General features: G+C 67.9%; 10 protein-coding genes and 1 pseudogene. 7 read left to right on the forward strand and 4 right to left on the reverse strand.

The window, feature by feature from the left end:
* The 7 genes and pseudogenes from GV832_RS22710 to GV832_RS18970 all read left to right on the forward strand — a co-directional run.
* A pseudogene (locus tag GV832_RS22710) lies at nucleotides 1-117 on the forward strand (IS30 family transposase); the annotation flags it as partial.
* Between the two features lie 120 nt (nucleotides 118-237).
* Nucleotides 238-1,659 (forward strand): MBOAT family O-acyltransferase, encoded by a 1,422-nt coding sequence (locus tag GV832_RS18945; RefSeq protein WP_168776455.1) that lies wholly within the window; start codon nucleotides 238-240, stop codon nucleotides 1,657-1,659.
* A gap of 48 nt (nucleotides 1,660-1,707) precedes the next feature.
* Nucleotides 1,708-2,757, forward strand: a complete 1,050-nt coding sequence (locus GV832_RS18950) for a hypothetical protein (RefSeq protein WP_168776456.1) — start codon at nucleotides 1,708-1,710, stop codon at nucleotides 2,755-2,757.
* A gap of 83 nt (nucleotides 2,758-2,840) precedes the next feature.
* Nucleotides 2,841-7,757: a beta strand repeat-containing protein gene (locus GV832_RS22450; RefSeq protein WP_168776457.1), complete on the forward strand. Its 4,917-nt coding sequence runs from the start codon at nucleotides 2,841-2,843 to the stop codon at nucleotides 7,755-7,757.
* A 110-nt stretch (nucleotides 7,758-7,867) separates the two neighbouring features.
* Nucleotides 7,868-9,295, forward strand: a complete 1,428-nt coding sequence (locus GV832_RS18960; RefSeq protein WP_168776458.1) for a mannose-1-phosphate guanylyltransferase/mannose-6-phosphate isomerase — start codon at nucleotides 7,868-7,870, stop codon at nucleotides 9,293-9,295.
* A 16-nt stretch (nucleotides 9,296-9,311) separates the two neighbouring features.
* Nucleotides 9,312-10,706, forward strand: a complete 1,395-nt coding sequence (locus tag GV832_RS18965; RefSeq protein ID WP_168776459.1) for a phosphohexomutase domain-containing protein — start codon at nucleotides 9,312-9,314, stop codon at nucleotides 10,704-10,706.
* A 206-nt stretch (nucleotides 10,707-10,912) separates the two neighbouring features.
* Nucleotides 10,913-11,557 (forward strand): hypothetical protein, encoded by a 645-nt coding sequence (locus GV832_RS18970; RefSeq protein ID WP_168776460.1) that lies wholly within the window; start codon nucleotides 10,913-10,915, stop codon nucleotides 11,555-11,557.
* 21 nt (nucleotides 11,558-11,578) lie between these two features.
* On the opposite strand, the gene GV832_RS18975 is transcribed toward GV832_RS18970, so the two are convergent.
* The 4 genes from GV832_RS18975 to GV832_RS18990 all read right to left on the reverse strand — a co-directional run bounded on the left by GV832_RS18975 (nucleotide 11,579) and on the right by GV832_RS18990 (nucleotide 16,728).
* Nucleotides 11,579-12,202 carry a rhomboid family intramembrane serine protease gene (locus tag GV832_RS18975; RefSeq protein ID WP_168776461.1) on the reverse strand — a complete coding sequence of 208 codons (624 nt, stop codon included), beginning with the start codon at nucleotides 12,200-12,202 and terminating at the stop codon, nucleotides 11,579-11,581.
* A 13-nt stretch (nucleotides 12,203-12,215) separates the two neighbouring features.
* A complete protein-coding gene (locus tag GV832_RS18980) occupies nucleotides 12,216-13,508 on the reverse strand; it encodes a hypothetical protein (protein WP_168776462.1) in 1,293 nt (430 codons plus the stop codon).
* Nucleotides 13,505-14,122, reverse strand: a complete 618-nt coding sequence (locus GV832_RS18985) for a polysaccharide biosynthesis/export family protein (RefSeq protein ID WP_168776463.1) — start codon at nucleotides 14,120-14,122, stop codon at nucleotides 13,505-13,507. The genes GV832_RS18980 and GV832_RS18985 overlap by 4 nt, the downstream gene beginning before the upstream one ends.
* Nucleotides 14,123-14,277: 155 nt before the next feature.
* Nucleotides 14,278-16,728 (reverse strand): tetratricopeptide repeat protein, encoded by a 2,451-nt coding sequence (locus GV832_RS18990; RefSeq protein ID WP_168776464.1) that lies wholly within the window; start codon nucleotides 16,726-16,728, stop codon nucleotides 14,278-14,280.
* Between the last annotated feature and the right edge of the window lie 15 nt (nucleotides 16,729-16,743).

Below are 16,743 nucleotides of genomic sequence, written 5' to 3' on the forward strand. Positions count from 1 at the left end.
ACCCCACGGAAGTGCCTGGGCTTCCGAACCCCCGCCGAAGTCTTCCGCGCCCATGTCCTTGGCCGAGGTCATCGCAAGGCGAAACTCTCCACCAAACCAAAGTCGCATCTGGGCTAGCGCGCCCACGAAACGCCCCCGCCCCGGGGGCAATTCCTGGCCCCCCGGCAGTTGCGGCTTGATCTCCGGGCCGGAGTGTCGGCACACTCCCGCCCATTGTCCAAAGCGAGCCAGGCCGACATGATCTTTTCCGATGCCGAGTTCTGGCGCTTTTTCGCGGTGGTCTTCCTGCTGTATGTCGTCCTGCCCCATCGCGGGCAGAACTGGCTGCTTTTGGGGGCGAGCTATGTCTTCTACGGCGCCTGGGACTGGCGCTTCCTGGGGCTTCTCATGTTTTCGACCACGGCCGATTACGGGATCGGCCGGGCGCTCGAGGCCAGCCGCGACCCGGTCCTGCGCCAGCGCATCGTGATGCTTTCCGTGGCGATCAACCTGGGCTTCCTGGGCTTCTTCAAGTATTTCAACTTCTTCACCCAAAGCTTCATCGACCTCGCGCAGTCCTTTGGCTTTCACCCCGACCCTTTCACCCTGTCCATCGCCCTGCCGGTGGGGATCTCGTTCTACACGTTCCAAAGCATGAGCTATACGATCGACGTCTATCGCGGCGATCTGAAGCCCTGCCGGAACTTCTTCGACTTCGCGCTTTTCGTGGCCTTCTTCCCGCAGCTGGTGGCCGGGCCCATCGTGCGCGCCACCCATCTTCTGCCCCGGGTCCTGGCGCCGCGCGTCCTGTCCTGGGATGCCATGGGGCGCGGGGCGGTCCTCTGCCTGACCGGGCTGATCAAGAAGATCGTCATCGCCGACGGGCTCGCCCCCCTGGTCGACACGGTCTATGGCGGCGGCATCGCCGACCCGACCGGGGCCCAGGTGGCCTTTGCGACCTGGGCCTTCGCCTTGCAGATCTATTGCGACTTCTCGGGCTATACCGATATCGCGCGCGGGGTCTCCAAGATCCTGGGCTTCGAGCTGCCGGTCAACTTCGCCCAGCCCTATTTCGCCACCAATCCGCAAGAGTTCTGGCGGCGCTGGCATATCTCGCTGTCGACCTGGCTGCGCGATTACCTTTACATCTCCTTGGGCGGCAACCGGGGCGGCAGGCTCAAGACCTATCGCAACCTCTTCCTGACCATGCTCCTGGGCGGGATCTGGCATGGGGCGGCGTGGAATTACGTGCTTTGGGGGGCATACCAGGGCGGGCTTCTCTGCCTGCACCGGGCCCTGGGCTGGAGGGGGGCGGCATCCGGGCCCGGGCCTTGGCCCATCCTGCGCCGCATCGGGCTGGTTATCCTCTTCTTCCAGGTCGTCTCTTATGGCTGGCTCCTGTTCCGGGCCCATTCCTTCGGCCAGATCGCCGATTTCACCGCCCGGCTGGGCAGCCTGCGCCTGGCCGATTTCGCGGCGCTCGACCTGCCGCCCCTGCCGGTCCTGGTGGGCATCGCCTGCCTCTTCCTGTGGGACCTGGCCATCGAGATCGCGGGCAATCCGCGCTTTTACATGCGCTGGAGGCCCTGGGCCCGCGCCACGCTTTACGCCACCTGCATCTATCTCCTGGTCTTCGGGTCCAATACCCTGCCCGCCGCCTTCATCTATTTCCAGTTCTGACAGGAGGCCGCCCTGCCCGCCCCGCTCAAGACCCTTCTCCTGACGCTGGTGATCCTTCTGGGGATGGATTTCGGCGTGCAGCTTGCGCTGACCCATGGCGCGCCGCAAAGCCTGGTGCGCTTCTTCGACTATGGCCGCTCGGTCCCGGGCAAGTTCGCGACCTGGGCGGCGCAGCCCGACCTGCCCGGCAACCTGCGCGACGTGGCCTGGCGCGATGCGATGATGCGGGCCTCGGCCGAGGGATTTGCTGCGGAAACCGCCAGTGCAGTCTCTGAACGCCCGGTGATCCGGGCCTATGGCATGTCCTTTTTGAACAACATCCTGGACGCGGCGCAGAAGGCCGAGCCCGATCTGCGCATCGACCGGCATTCCGGGCCCGGGGCGCCGGTGAATGCGACCTATGCCATGTTCCTTGATGACCGGCCCAACCGCCGGGCGGGGGATGTCGTGGTGCTGGGGGTCCTCTCGGACACGCTCGAGGGCATGTTTTCGCTTTCCAACCGCACCTGGGTCTTCGAACAGCCCGCGCCCTATACCTATCCGGTCTTCAGCCCCGATCCGGCCGGGACAGGGCTGATCCGCACCGATCCCCTGGTGCAATCCCTGGCCGAGGAAGAGCGGCTGGCCTCCGACCCCGCCCGGTCCGCCGCCTGGGAGGCGCAACTGGCCGAACTGGACCGCGCCCATATGGCGGCGGCCTTCCGCTGGCCGCTCCTGGATGCCTCGCCCCTGGTCCGGCTCTTGCGCCGATCGCAGGTCATGCCGGAACTGGCCCTGCGCCGCAAGGCCGCCATGGCCGAGCTGTCGGACCCCGCCAGCCCGGGCGCCGAGACCCTGCGCCGCATCCTGGCCGCGTTTGCAGCCGAGGCCCGGGAGGATGGCCAGGTGCCCATCGTGGCGCTGATCCAGGGCAACCGCCCGGCCCCCGACCTTGCCGCGCTTTGCCCCGCCCTGCGCGCCCAGGGCGTCACCTGTTTCGCCACGTCCGAGATCCAGGACCCGCGCGACCCTGCCGCCTTCCTGGGCGATGGCCATTTCCGCCCCGAGGTCGATGCCCGGCTGGGGGCGGCTTTCCTGGAGCTCCTGCCGCCGGGCTGAGCGGCGGTTTTTCTTGACAGCCTGGTCAAATTTCGAAAATCTTGATCACGCATCCGTGAGCATTTCGAACCAGAGGGCATTTCATGGCCAATATTTCCACGTCGCAACTGACGTCCTTGTCGTCGGGCATCGCTGCCACCTTCTCGGGCCTGCAAAGCCAGTTGACCGCCCAGGTCGCGGACGAGGCCTTTCCGCTGATCGGCGATGGTCTGGGCAAGGCGGCCGATGTCGGGGCTGCGGCGGTGAACCGGGTGGGGGACCTCGGTGCGGCCCTGGCGGGCAAGCTGGCCGATCTTGCGGCCACGGGGGCGGAGCAGACCACGGCCGGGGTGGCTGCGGCGCTGGACGGCGTCATGGCGGCGGCGGGCTGGGCGGGGACGGCGGTCAAGGTCGCCTCGACCGTGGCCGGCAAGGTGACGGTCACGCTGGACAAGGCGACCGAAGCGGGGGCCGAGGTCGTGGTGGATCTGGCCAAGGATCTGGCCATGGAAGGGCTGGACATCACCACCGAGGCGGTCTCGATGGGCCAGGCGCGGCTGGCCACGGGGTTCGAGCTGGCCATGACCTTGGGCACCGATGCGGCGGGGTTCTTCATCGACACGACCGGCGCCCGTGAAATCGCCATGACGCTGACCACCACGAGCCTGGACCTTGCCCCCACCATCACCCTGGGCGGCCAGGACTACGACCTGACCGATGCGGGGACCACCTTCGGCGGCACGGTCCAGGTCACGGTTTCAGACCCCAATGCCGATGGCAAGCTGCGCCTGTCCGAGACCGGCGGCGACATGGTGAGTGCGACATTCGACGGCGATGCCCATGTGGCGCTTGGCCTCGACAAGGCCCCCTCGGGCGGCTTCCAGCCCCCGGTCGGCGGAGACCTGGTGGTGGACTGGAATTTCTCCAATGCCACGATCGATCCGGGCGATGACAATTCGGGCTTCGGCGGCGTGCCCCAGGTCAATTTCGGCAATGTCAGGGTCGATCTGGGCACCTTCATGGACCAGTTCCTCGGGCCGCTCTTGACCCAGATCCAGGCCGTCCTGGAGCCCGTCCAGCCGCTGATCGACCTTCTGACCACGCGGATCAAGGTGCTCGAGGCCTTTCCCGGCGGCATCGGGCTTTTCGACGGCACCAATGACGGCGAGGTGACGCTGGTCGATATCCTGAAAATCGCCAAGCCGGACCTCGATATCTCTTCGATCGATGCTTTCCTCGACCTGGTGACCCAGATCGGCGATTGGGCGGATTTCATTTCCGGCATCGATTTCGACGGCTCGAACCTCATCATCGGGGATTTCTCCCTGGCCTCGGGGTCGGATATCAGGTCCCTGGGCTTTGACCTCGGCACCATCGGCACGACCTTCCTCGATGCTGCCGTGGACCTTGGCGCGGTGATCGGCGGGCTTTCGGGCCAGGGCTGGGATGGCGCGGGCGGAGGCGCCGATATCCTGGATCAGATCCTCGGCGGCAGCGCCTTCGACCTGCCCTTCCTGACCGATCCGCAGGCGATCATCGACCTGTTCCTGGGCCGCGAGGTCGACCTGGTCACCGTCGATCTGCCAACGGTCGATTTCCATGTCGACAAGGCGAACCTGATCCCGCCGATCCCGATCTTTCCGGGCATCAATGTCAAGGTGGGCGGCGGCCTCGACCTCTGGTTCGACCTGGGCTTCGGCTATTCCACGCGGGGCCTGGGCGCGGGTCACAGCCCGCTGGACGGCTTTTTCCTGATGGCGGCCGAAAACGGCGCGCCAGAGCTTGCCGTCTCGGCCTATGTCGAGCTGGGGGTCGAGCTCGATGCCTTCGTGGCCTCGGTCTATGGCGGCGGCAATGTGCGGGGCGATATCGCGTTCGACCTCGCCACCGACCTGGGCGCCTATGACGACCGGCTTTACCTCGATGATTTCCTCGCGGCTTTTTCCGACAATCCCTTCTCGATCTTCCACACTTCGGGCCAGATCTCGGCGGGCTTTTCCGCCCATGTCGATGTCTTCTGGGGCGAGGTCTGGCGCTGGGACAGCCCGCGCCTGATCCTGGGCAGCTTCAACTTCGACGAGGATTCGACCAACAACGCCCTGACCCTGGCGCAAAAGCTGAACGGCGTGCTGACGGTGAACAGCGGCCCGCGCACGGGGCAGCTTTTGCCTGGCGTGCCGATTGCCGATGGCGAAGAGCTTCTGGGCGTCATCGCCAATGAAGCGGGGACCGGCGTGATCCTCTCCTTCGAGGGCCAGTCGAAGGAATATTTCGGCATCACCCGGATCGTGGCCGATGGCGGGGCGATGAATGACATCCTGGCCCTGGACGAGACGCTTTTGGTCGCGGCCAATTTCATCGGCGGGGCCGGGGAGGATTACCTCGGCGGCGGGGCCAAGAATGACACGCTCGCGGGCGGCGGCGGGCGCGATGTGCTTTTCGGCATGGCGGGCTCGGACAGCCTGCGCGGCGGGGCGGGCAATGATATCCTGACCGGGGGCACGGGGGCCGATACGCTGGATGGCGATGGCGGCACCGATACGGCGTCTTATGCGCTCTCTGCCGCCGGGGTGACCATCGACCTGCGCTTTCACAACCAGACCTCGGGGGGCGAGGGTTTCGGCGATGTCCTCTTCGAGATCGAGAATCTCGAGGGCTCGGCCTATGGCGATGAGCTGACGGCGGGGGATACGGGCAGCGTCCTGGCGGGGCTTTCGGGCCATGACACGCTGACCGGGGGGGATGGCGCCGATTACCTCGTGGGGGGGCTCGGCAATGACGTGCTGATCTCCTCTGGGGCCACGGGGGACACCTTGGCGGGGGGCTTGGGGGGCGATCTCTACTATGTGAACGATGCCGATGACGTGGTCGATGACGGGGCCTATGCGCCCGAGAGTATCTTTGCCACCGGGCGCGACACGGTCTCGGCCTCGGTCAGCTTTGACCTGGGGCTCACCGGGGGCGGGATCGAGGTTCTGATCCTGAACGGCCTGGCCAAGGACGGCTGGGCCAATGACCTGGACAACGAGGTCATCGGCAATGACCAGGACAACCGGCTTTCCGGTGAGGGCGGGGCGGACAGCGTCACGGGCGATCTGGGCAATGACGCGCTTTACGGCGGCGACGGGGCCGATACGCTTTATGGCGGCTCGGGCGATGACATGCTGGACGGCGGCGACGGCATCGACCGGCTGGAGGGCGGGCTTGGCGGCGACACCTATTACGTCACCACGGGCGATGAGGTGATCGACCTGATCAACGGCCCCTTGGGCGAGGTCGACACGATCGTCGCCATGGAAGATTTCGTCCTGGGCGCCGCGGCGCGGATCGAGGTTCTGAAAGCCCTGACCCCGCGCATCGCGGGCTTTGGCGAGCCCATCGACATCACCGGCAACCTGCGGGCACAGAGCCTGATCGGCAATGACGGCTGGAACGTGCTGGAGGGCGCGGGCGGGGCCGATACGATCGACGGCGGCGACGGGGTGGACACGGCCTCTTACAGCCTCTCGGGCCTGGGCGTCGTGGTGAACCTCGCGGCGCTTGGGACGCAGAAGGGCGGCGATGCGCAGGGCGATGTGCTGACCGGGATCGAGAACCTGAGGGGCTCTGCCTTTGGCGACACGCTCAAGGGGCAGAACTTCGGCACCCAGGCCAATGACCTGGCGGGCGGCGCGGGCAATGACGCGCTGTGGGGCTATGCGGGCGACGACAGCCTTTGGGGCGAGACGGGCAACGACACGCTTTACGGCGGGGCGGGCAATGACCTTCTGTCGGGCGGCGCGGGCAATGACAGCCTGGAGGGCGGCGCGGGCTCGGATGCCTATGTCGTGACCAGCGGAGATGTCATCACCGAGGCCCTGGGCGGCGGGGTCGATACCGTGACGGCCAACGAGGATTACACGCTGGCCGCCGGGGTCGCGGTCGAGGTCCTGCAAGCCGCCCTGCCCGAGGGGGCGGAGGCCTTCCTGAACCTGGCCCTTGCGGGCAACGAGCTGATCCAGACCCTGATCGGCAATGCCGGCAACAATGTCCTCGATGGCGGCGCCGGGGCCGATACGCTGGATGGCGGGGCGGGCAATGACCGGGTCACCTATGCGCGCTCGACCGCGGGGGTCGATGTCGACCTCAACCGCCAGTCCCAGCGTGGCGGCGATGCCGAGGGCGATGTCCTGCGCGGCGGGATCGTGGGGGTCACGGGCTCGGCCCATGACGACGAGATCACCGGCCTCTTTGCGCCCGCCTTCGGGCTTTACGAGGACAATATCCACGAGGGCCTGGGCGGCAATGACCGCATCATCGACACCCTGGGCCACAACACGCTTTACGGCGGCCTCGGCAATGACACGCTTCTGGGCGGCCAGGAGGGCTCGCTTCTGGCCGGGGGCGACGGGGCCGACAGCCTGGACGGCGGGGCCGGGGGAGAGGGCGACACGCTGGTGGGCGGGCGCGGTGACGATATCTATGTCGTGACCGATGCCGAGGATGTGGTGTCGGAAAACTTCCTCTCCGAAATCACCGGATCGGGCGGCCGCGACACCGTGCAGGCCCATCTGGCCTGGTCGCTGGCCACGGGCGCGCAGGCCGATATCGAGGACCTGGTCCTGGTCGCGGGCATCACGGGCACCGGCAATGGCCTGGGCAATGCGGTGACGGGCAATTCCGGGGCGAATATCCTCTCGGGCCTCGGCGGCCATGACACGCTGTCGGGGCTGGAGGGGGCCGACCTGCTCCTGGGCGGGGCGGGGGATGACCGGCTGATCGGGGGCCTTGGCGATGACCGGCTGGCCGGGGGGACGGGGGCGGATGTCTTCGTCTTTGGTCCCCTGGGGGGCGCGGACCGCGTGACGGATTTCGCACTTGGCCTGGACCGGATCGAGCTTCATGGCCTGGCCGCCGATTTCGCAGCCCTCACCCTGACCGACACCGGCGCCGGGGTGCGGATTTCCGCAGGCACGGTGACGATCACCCTGGTGGGCCACCTGGCGGCAGAGCTTGCGGCGGGGGATTTCCTTTTCGTGTAAGCAGGCCGCTTCGCACAACCCAAGCTTGACCCCCCCGCCCCCGCCTCGCATCATGGCGCGAAGCCCGGGCCAGGAGGTCGGGGCGCGCGGGATTTGCGGAAGGACTTTTCATGATCACCCCGGTTCTCTTGTGCGGCGGCTCGGGCACAAGGCTTTGGCCCCTGTCGCGCAAGTCATTCCCCAAGCAATTCGTGCCCCTGACCGGGTCTGACAGTCTTTTCGTCCAATCGGCCCGCAGGCTCTCGGGCGAGGGCTTCGGCCCGCCCCTGATCCTGACCGGCTCGGATTTCCGCTTCATCGTGACCGAACAGCTGATGACGGCGGGCATCGACCCCGGGCCGATCCTGATCGAGCCCTCCGCCCGCAACACCGCCCCCGCGGTCCTGGCCGCCGCCCTCTGGGCCGAGGCGCAGGACCCCGAGACCCTGCTTCTGATCGCGCCCTCGGATCATGCCATCCCCGATGCGGAGGCCTTCCGCGCCGCCGTGGCCCAGGGCGTGCCCGCCGCCCGGGCGGGCCAGATCGTCACCTTCGGCATCGCCCCCACCAGGGCCGAAACCGGCTATGGCTGGCTGGAACTGGCGGGCGCCCCGGGCGAAGGCCCCGTGCCCCTGACCCGTTTCGTCGAAAAGCCGGATGCCGCCCGCGCGGCCGAGATGCTGGCTGCGGGCAATTACCTGTGGAACGCGGGGATCTTCCTGTTCACCGCGGCCACCATGGTGGCGGCCTATGAGGCCCATGCGCCGGGGCTTTTGGCGCCGGTCCGCGCGGCCCTGGCCCAGGCCAAGTCCGACCTCGGCTTCCTGCGCCTTGACCCCGGGGCCTGGGGCTTGGCCGAGGAGATCTCCGTCGATTATGCGGTGATGGAAAAGGCCAAAAACCTCTCTGTGGTGGCCTTCTCAAGCGGGTGGAGCGACCTGGGCGGCTGGGATGCCGTGGCGCGCGAGATGGGGGAAGATGGCACCGGCGTCGCGACCTCGGGCGCGGTGACGGCGATCGACTGCCGGGATACGCTCTTGCGGTCAGATTCCGAGGGGCTGGAGCTGGTGGGGATCGGCCTGTCCAATATCATCGCGGTGGCGATGAATGACGCGGTGCTGATCGCCGACCGGACCCGCGCGCAGGATGTGAAGAAGGCCGTCGATGCGCTGAAGAAGAAGGGCGCGAAACAGGCGGAAAGCTTTGCCCGCGATCACAGACCCTGGGGCCATTACGAGACCCTGGCGCTGCATGACCGCTTCCAGGTCAAGCGCATCGTGGTGAAACCCGGCGCGGCACTCTCGCTGCAAAGCCATCACCACCGGTCGGAACACTGGATCGTGGTCTCGGGCACGGCCAAGGTGACGGTGGATGACCAGGTCCATCTGATGACGGAAAACCAGTCGATCTATATCCCCTTGGGCGCGAAACACCGGATGGAGAACCCCGGCAAGATCCCCATGGTCCTGATCGAGGTGCAGACCGGCGCCTACCTGGGCGAGGATGACATCACCCGTTACGAGGATGTCTATGCCCGGGGGCAAGGGGCGAAAGGATGATGGGAGCGAAGGGCTGATGGCGCCGAAGTTTGGAACCTCGGGCCTCAGGGGCCTTGTCACCGAGCTGACGGCGGACCTGGTGGCCGATTACACAAGGGCGTTTTTGGCCTGTATAGAGCCTGTTTCAGGGAGAGTTCCGGGGCTTTACCTGGGCCGCGACCTGCGGGAAAGCTCTCCGCTCTTGGCGCGGATCGTGGCCGAGGCCGCGCGGGGGGAAGGTGTCCGTGTCGTCGATTGCGGCGCCCTGCCGACGCCCGCCCTGGCGCTTTCCGCCATGGCTGCGGGGGCCCCCGCGATCATGGTCACGGGCAGCCATATCCCGGCGGACCGCAACGGGCTGAAGTTCTATCTCCCGGGCGGAGAGATCACCAAGGCGCATGAGGCCGCGATCCTGGCCGGGCTTGGCCGGGCGCCCCAGGGCAAAACCGCCAGTATAGAGACGGATTTGCAGGCCCCTGCCCGCTATATGTCGCGCTATGTCCAGGCCTTTCCCGGGGCGCTTTCCGGCGCGCGTATCGGGCTTTGGGCGCATTCTTCCGTGGCGCGGGACCTTCTCTCCCAGACCCTGGCCGCGCTTGGCGCCCAGGTCACCGAGCTTGGCCGGTCGGATCACTTCATCCCCGTCGACACCGAAGCCGTCGATGCCGCCACCCGCGAGCAGCTGCGGCTTTGGGCCGCGGCCGCAAAAGACGAGGGGGCCGCCTTTGACGCCCTGGTCTCGACCGATGGCGATGCCGACCGGCCCCTGGTGACCGATCAGACCGGCGCGGTGATCCCCGGCGATATCCTCGGACAAGTCACTGCACAGGCGCTTTCGGCCTCTGTCGTCGTCACGCCGGTCTCGTCGAACTCGGGCGCCGATGACCTCTTCGAGACGCGGCGCACCAAGATCGGCTCGCCCTTCGTCATCGCGGCGATGGAGAAGGAGACCGGCGCAGTTGTGGGCTATGAGGCCAATGGCGGCTTTCTCCTGGGTTTCGACAGCGCCACCCTGCCCCGGTTGATGACGCGCGATGCCTTCTTGCCGATCATCGCCACGCTGGCCGCCGCGCGGCTCCCCCAGGGGTTCGATCTGAAGGCCCGCGTGGCGCGCGAACCCGCCCGCTTTACCGCGACCGACCGGATCGAGCATATCCCCACGGCGCGCAGCGCGGCTTTCCTGGCGGGTCTCCTCGCGGATGAACTGGCGCGCTGCGCGCTGTTGGAGACGCTGTCCCTGCCCACGGCCCATATGATCGACACGACCGACGGCCTGCGCATGACGGTCCCGGGGGGCCGTGTCCTGCATCTGCGCCCCTCGGGCAATGCGCCGGAGTTCCGCATCTATGCCGAGGCCGCAAGCCCCGCGGGGGCCGAGGCGCTTTTGCGCGCCGCACAGTCCCGGGTTGCAGAGCATCTGGGCGCTCGCTAGGCATCGGGGCCCAACTGGGGCCTTTCCGGCAAGGACAGCCGGGGCCCGCCCTGGGCTGGGCTGTTCCATGATCCGCCCCTGCCGTAGCCTTTGCCCGCTCGCGGCCCGGTTGCTGCCCTGGGGCGGGGAGGGCGGGAAGAGAATGGCTTTTTTGCCAAAATCGTGGTAAACTGAGATTCATATTCATCGATGCATGGAGTTTTCCCATGGATTGCAACGTCTTGAAGCCTTTGGCCCTTGGCCTTGCCCTTGGCCTTTCCGTTTCGGCCACCCAGGCCGCTACCCTGACCTTCGACGACCCCGCCGCGCCGAACAATTATGACCCCTTCCCCCAGACCATGGGGGATATCCTCGGGCTCGACGTCGGCTCGACCTCGCGCGAGGGTTTCGGCAATGCGGCCCTGGCCACCTCGGGCGGGGCGCTGCTGCACTGGAACGACAATTACTCGGAGCTGAGCGATATCGGCTTCGCCTCGGGCAATGGCAGGGTGGCCGAGCTGAGCTTCACCCCCGCTTCCGGGATGCAGGTCACGCTGACCAGCTTTGCCTTCGGCAATTACTTCAACGGCGGCACGGCGCGCGATGCCGAGTTCCGGCTTTACGATGCGGGCTGGAACCTGGTCTGGTCCCAGATCGTCACGGGCCATACCGGCAATTCGGTGACGGTCGCGATCAACAAGACCCTCACCGGGGGGGCCTATTTCCAATGGGGCACGGATTGGGACATCGGGGTGGACAACCTCGTCTATGATGTCAGCCCGATCGTCGGCGCCGTCCCCCTGCCCCCGGGCCTGCCGCTTTTGGCGGGCGCGCTCCTCGGCCTCGGGCTGATGCGCCGCAGGCGGGGCTGACGCCCTCCCCCGGGGCAGCGCTCAGGGCGGCGGGGCCTCCCGCCGCTCTTCCCACCAGGCCACCAGCACGCCCGCCAGGAACCCGCCCAGGTGGGTCTCCCAGGCGAGCCGGCCGCCGGTGACGAGATAAAGCACGACATTCAGCCCGATCAGCCACAAAAGCGCGCGCAGGACGGGCCAAAGCGGCTCTGACATGGCCTTTCGGTCGCTCCAGCCCCAGAAGATCAGGGCCCCCGCCAGGCCGAAGAGCGCCCCCGAGGCGCCGACCATGGGCACGGTCCCCGTCACCAGCGCGCCATAGCCCAGCCCGCCGCCCAGCACGCTCAGCGCGTAAAGCCGCAGGAAGCCCCAGGGCCCCAGCCGCTCCTCGACCCCCTCGCCCAGGGAGACCAGCGAGACCATGTTGACCGCGAAATGCACCGGCCCGCCATGCAGGACCCCATAGGTCAGGAACATGGCCCAGGCCTGGCCCGGGTAATTGGGCTGCCAGCCGGCCAGGAGCCCGGGCCAGAAGCCGCCATGACCATAGGCGAAGTCGCGCCACCGGGTTGTGCCCCAAAGCCCCCAGTCGGCGCCGCTCAGCACCAGTTCCGGCACGAGGCAGGACAGGACAAGGGCCCAGATCGCGGGAGAGAGCTTGCGCAAGAGCCCCCCCGCCTCAGGGCAGCAGCACGAATTTCCGTCCGATCGTCACGAAGACCGCCGCATCGCTGGCCGTCCCCGTGGTCTCGCGGTCGATCTCGGTCAGGGTCACCCCGGCCCGCAGCGCCCAATCCGGCGTCAGCGCCCGGCCATAGCTGGCCGTCAGGCTTTGCCGCGTCGCGTCATCGACCGCCGCCGTCCCGGCGCTGATCAGCGACGAGAGGCCCCAGCTCAGGCCAAGCTGGCTGTTTTCGCCCAGCTTGTGGCTCCAGCTGGCGCCCAGGGTGCTGCGCAGCGTGTCGGCCTCGTCCTCGTTCAGCGCGACCTGGCGCGAGAGCGACAGGCTCAGGCTGTCGGAGGGCAGCTCCTGGGACCAGGTCAGTTCGCCCACCGCCTGGCCCGCATCGCCGCTGCGGCTGGAATAGCCGATCCGGGCCGAAAGTTTCCCGCTGGCCAGGGCCAGGTCGCGGGCGAATTGCAGGGTCTGGCGCGCGCCATTGGCGTCGCGTTCGATCTGCAGGCCCAGTTCGGCCGAGCCCGTGGCCATCTGGCGCTTGAGGGCCAGGGCCCCGGTCAGGCCATTGGAGCGGGCAAAGACCAGGCCCAGTTTCCGCGTCTCGGCCTCGGTCGTGCCGAGGCTCACGGTCAGCACGGTGGCGGCATCGAGCGGGCGCAGGTAAGACAGGCTCAGGCTTTGGCTTTCGCGGTCGGTCTGCAGCAGGTCGTCGAAATCGGCGGCGGTCTGGCGCCAGGAGAGGCTCAGATCCCCCGCCCCCAGCCCCCGGAAGGTCAGGCCCAGACCCAGGCTCTGGCTGGCCTGGTCATAGACCGAAGGATCGGTGGTCAGGCTGTAATCCTTGACATGGGCCTGGGCCGACAGATCCAGCCCGATCCGCCCCTGAAGCCCCCATTGCCCGGTAAAGGCCAGGTCGCTGTCGCGCACCCGCCCGGTGGCGGTCAGGGCATCCTCGGCCCCGGCCTCGGCATCGGTATGGCTGGCGGTCAGCGTCACGGCGGCATTGGCGCCCTGGCGCTTGTAGGACAGGTTCAGGCCGGGCGCCGAGAGCCCCTCGCCCGACTGGGCCGCGGCGCCCAGCGAGAGGAGGAAGCTTTGATCCCGCGTCACCGAGGCGAAGGCCAGGCCGAAGCGCAGGCCAAGGTCGCTGGCGCTTTCGGCCGGGGTCGAGAGGTCGGGGTTCGTGGCCTGGGACCCGGTCAGGCCGAGGTCCAGCACCAGGCGCGGCGGCGGGGCCTCCTGTGCCTGGACAGCAGAAGCCAAGAGCACGAGGCCAAGGGGAAGGCGGCTCATTCGAAGAGGCGGCGCTGCGGGACGATGATGACATCGCCCTTTTGCAGCGTGATCGCCGGGGCCGGGCCGCCCGCCATGACGGCGGCATAGTTGAAGATCCAGAGCTTCTCTTCGCCATTCACCATGCGGCGGATCTGGATGCGCTTGGTGGCGGCATAGGGGCTCAGGCCCCCGGTCTCGGCCAGGAATTGCAGAAGCGTGGTGCCCTTGGGCACGGCCACGCTGCCGGGCTTGGCGACCTCGCCCATCAGGTAGACCGTGGTGCCCGCCGCGGCGCCCGCGCCGGGCTTGGGCGTGTCGGGGCTCAGCTGGCCCACCGAGAGATAGACCGTGGGCGTCTTGGCGAAGTTGGGCGCCAGCGCCGCGGTCACCGCCTCCTGGACCTGGGGCAGGCTCAGGCCCGCAGCCCGGACCACGCCGCCCGAGGGCACGGAGACGGTGCCATCGGGCAGGACCAGAAGCGGGCGCGAGAGGCTGGAATCCTCGAGCACATCCATTTGCAGCGTGTCGCCGGGCTGGATCTTGTAGCCGCCATCCTGGGCGAAGGCGGGGGCAAGTGCGGCCAGCATGGTCAGGACCAGGGCGGTCCAGAGAGATCTGAAAAGGAACGGCATGGGGTCACTCTGCGCAAAGGGTTTGGGCGGCAGGGTAATGCGGCGGCGCCGGTCAAACAACGCCGGATTGCGCAAGCCCCGGTCAAGGCGGCGGATTTGCCGCCCTTCCGTGCCCGGAATGGCGCAGTTCCGCCCGCCCGGGGGGGGCATGGGGCCTACTGGCCCAGCTCCTTGCGGGCGGTGACGGCGAAGGCGCGGCTGTCCTCGGGCGGCACAAGCTCCAGGACGCGGCCGTAATGCAGCTTGGCTTCCTCTCCTTTGCCCGCCGCCTTCAGCGCCTCGGCATAGTGGAACTGCACCATGGGATCCTGGGCCAGGCCCTTGGCGGCCAGTTCCAGGTAGGGCAGGGCCTCGGTGGTCTGGCCGCGCAGATGGGCCAGCCAGCCATAGGTATCGGCCAGGGCCGGGATATCGGTGCCGTTCAGCCGCCGCGCCACGGTCCAGGCCCGGTCCAGGCTTTCCTTGTCGGTCCGGTAAGAGGACAGAAGCGAGGCCAGGTTGTTGGCCACGGCCAGGTTGCCGGAATCGGCCGCATAGAGCTTTTCATAGATCGCGATGGCGCCCTCGATATCCTGGGCGCCTTCCAGGATATTGGCCTTCATCAAGAGAAGGTCGGGCATGTCGGGCAGATGGGTCAGGGCCTCGTCCACCAGGGGCGGGATCGAGGGCTGGCCGTTTTCCTGCGCGCTTTGGCGGATCAGGGCGATCCAGAGCTGGACCGCCTTGGGCTCCTCGGTGACCAGGGCGCGGAAGGTCTCGATCGCCGCCTTGCCCTCGCCCGTGGCGCCCTGGACCGAGGCCATGATGTAGCGCGCATTCAGGTCGTCGGGCGCCTTGGCCAGGATATCGGCGGCCAGCGCCCTGGCCTCGATCTGCTTGCCGTCCGAGAGATAGGCCGAGATCAGCGCCACCTGGTTGCGCAGGTCGCCCGAACCCTGGGCCAGGCCGCGCAGGTAATCGACCGCCGCGCCGACGTTGTCGCGTTCGGAGAGGATGATCGGGCGCAGGCGGTCGGCGATGGCGCGGGCCTCGGGGCTGCCGATCTCTTCCAGCCGGTTGGCCACGCCCTCGGCGCGCGGCCAGTCCTTGAGCCGCAGATAGATATCGCCCAGGGCGGCGAGGATCTCCAGGTTGTCGGGCGCCAGCCGCAGGGCATTGACCAGGACCGCCTCGGCCGGCAGGTATTTCTGATCGGTGGCGAGGAAACTGGCATAGCGCAGGCTTTCCCCCGGCGCCTTGCCCGAGGCTTCGACCGCCTGGGACAGCATGTCGGCCTGGAGATCGCGCGACCCGGCGCGACCATAGGCCTCGGCCAGGAGCGACATGGTCTGGGCATCGCCGGGCGCCTGTTCCAGCGCCGCGCGCAGCGTCGCCACCGCGTCATCGGTCTTGTCCTCGTCGATCAGCCAGCCCGATTTCAGCTTGGCCGCCTCGATATTGCCCGGCTCTTCCTTCAGCACTTCCTCGGTCAGGGCGCGCGACTGCACCAGGTCGCCCACGGTCAGATACATCCGCGCCAGGGTCACCTTGGTCAGCCGCATCTCGTCGCTGGGCGGCGCCCCGTCGAGGATCGCCTTCATCGCGGCGATGCCCTCGTCGCGGCGCCCGGCGTCGAACAGGATCGAGGCCCCGAGCACCCGCAGCTTGGCCTGGGTGACCGATGTGTCGGGGGCGGCCGGATCGGGCGCCTCGGGCGCGAGCTTCAGCGCGGCCTCGATCTCGGCCAGGGCGGCATCGGGGCTGCGGGCCTGTTTCAGGAAGAGGATCAGCTGCACCCGCGCCTCCAGCCCGGCATTGCCCGGCGCCTCGGCCTTGGCCCGCAGCCAGGCCTCGGCCTTGTCCATCTCGTTATTCGAGACATACCAGCGCAGCAGCGTCGCGCCCGCGCCCGGATCGGCAAAGCGCTTGTCCATGTCGATCAGCGTGGCCTCGACCCCCGCCTTGTCCTCCAGCGCCGCCATGAGCGAGACGCGCACCGTGTACAGCGAGACCTCTTCGGGGAAGATCTGCAAGGCGACATCGAGGGCGGTCAGCGCGCCCTTGAAGTCGCGGTTCTGGGCGCGGGCGTCGATCACGACGCGGCGCAGGTAAAGGTCATCGGGCCGGGCGACCAATTGGCGCTTGGCCTCGGCCTCGGCCGCGTCGCGGCCCTTGGCATCGCCGGCCGTGGCTGCGGCGGCATAATCGGAGGCCAGCTTGATGGCCTGGATCGCGCCATCCCCCGGCGTGAGCGCCAAAAGCGCCGAGGCCTGGCGCCCGGCCTCGGGCCAGTTGCCCATCTTGGCCGCCACTTCGGCCGCGCCGCGCAGGGCCTCCTCGTTCTGGGGCTCGCGGTCGATCACGGCCTGGAATTGCGCATAGGCCCCGGGCAGGTCGCCGCGGTCGCGCAGGAAGGCGGCGAAACGGGCGCGGGCCTCGACATTCTCGGGATCAAGCTGGAAGACATTGCGGAATTCGACCAGGGCGCGGTCGGCATCGCCCTTGTCGATGAGTTCCAGCGCCGAGGCCAGGTGGCGCGCCGCCTTGTCCTTGGCGCTTTCGCAGCCGGCCAAACCCAAAAGCGCGACGGAAAGCAAAAGCGCGCCCATGGTCCTGTGCAAGATCATCTGTCGTCTTCCCGC

The organism is Stagnihabitans tardus, from assembly GCF_009925085.1.
Lineage (GTDB): Bacteria > Pseudomonadota > Alphaproteobacteria > Rhodobacterales > Rhodobacteraceae > Stagnihabitans > Stagnihabitans tardus.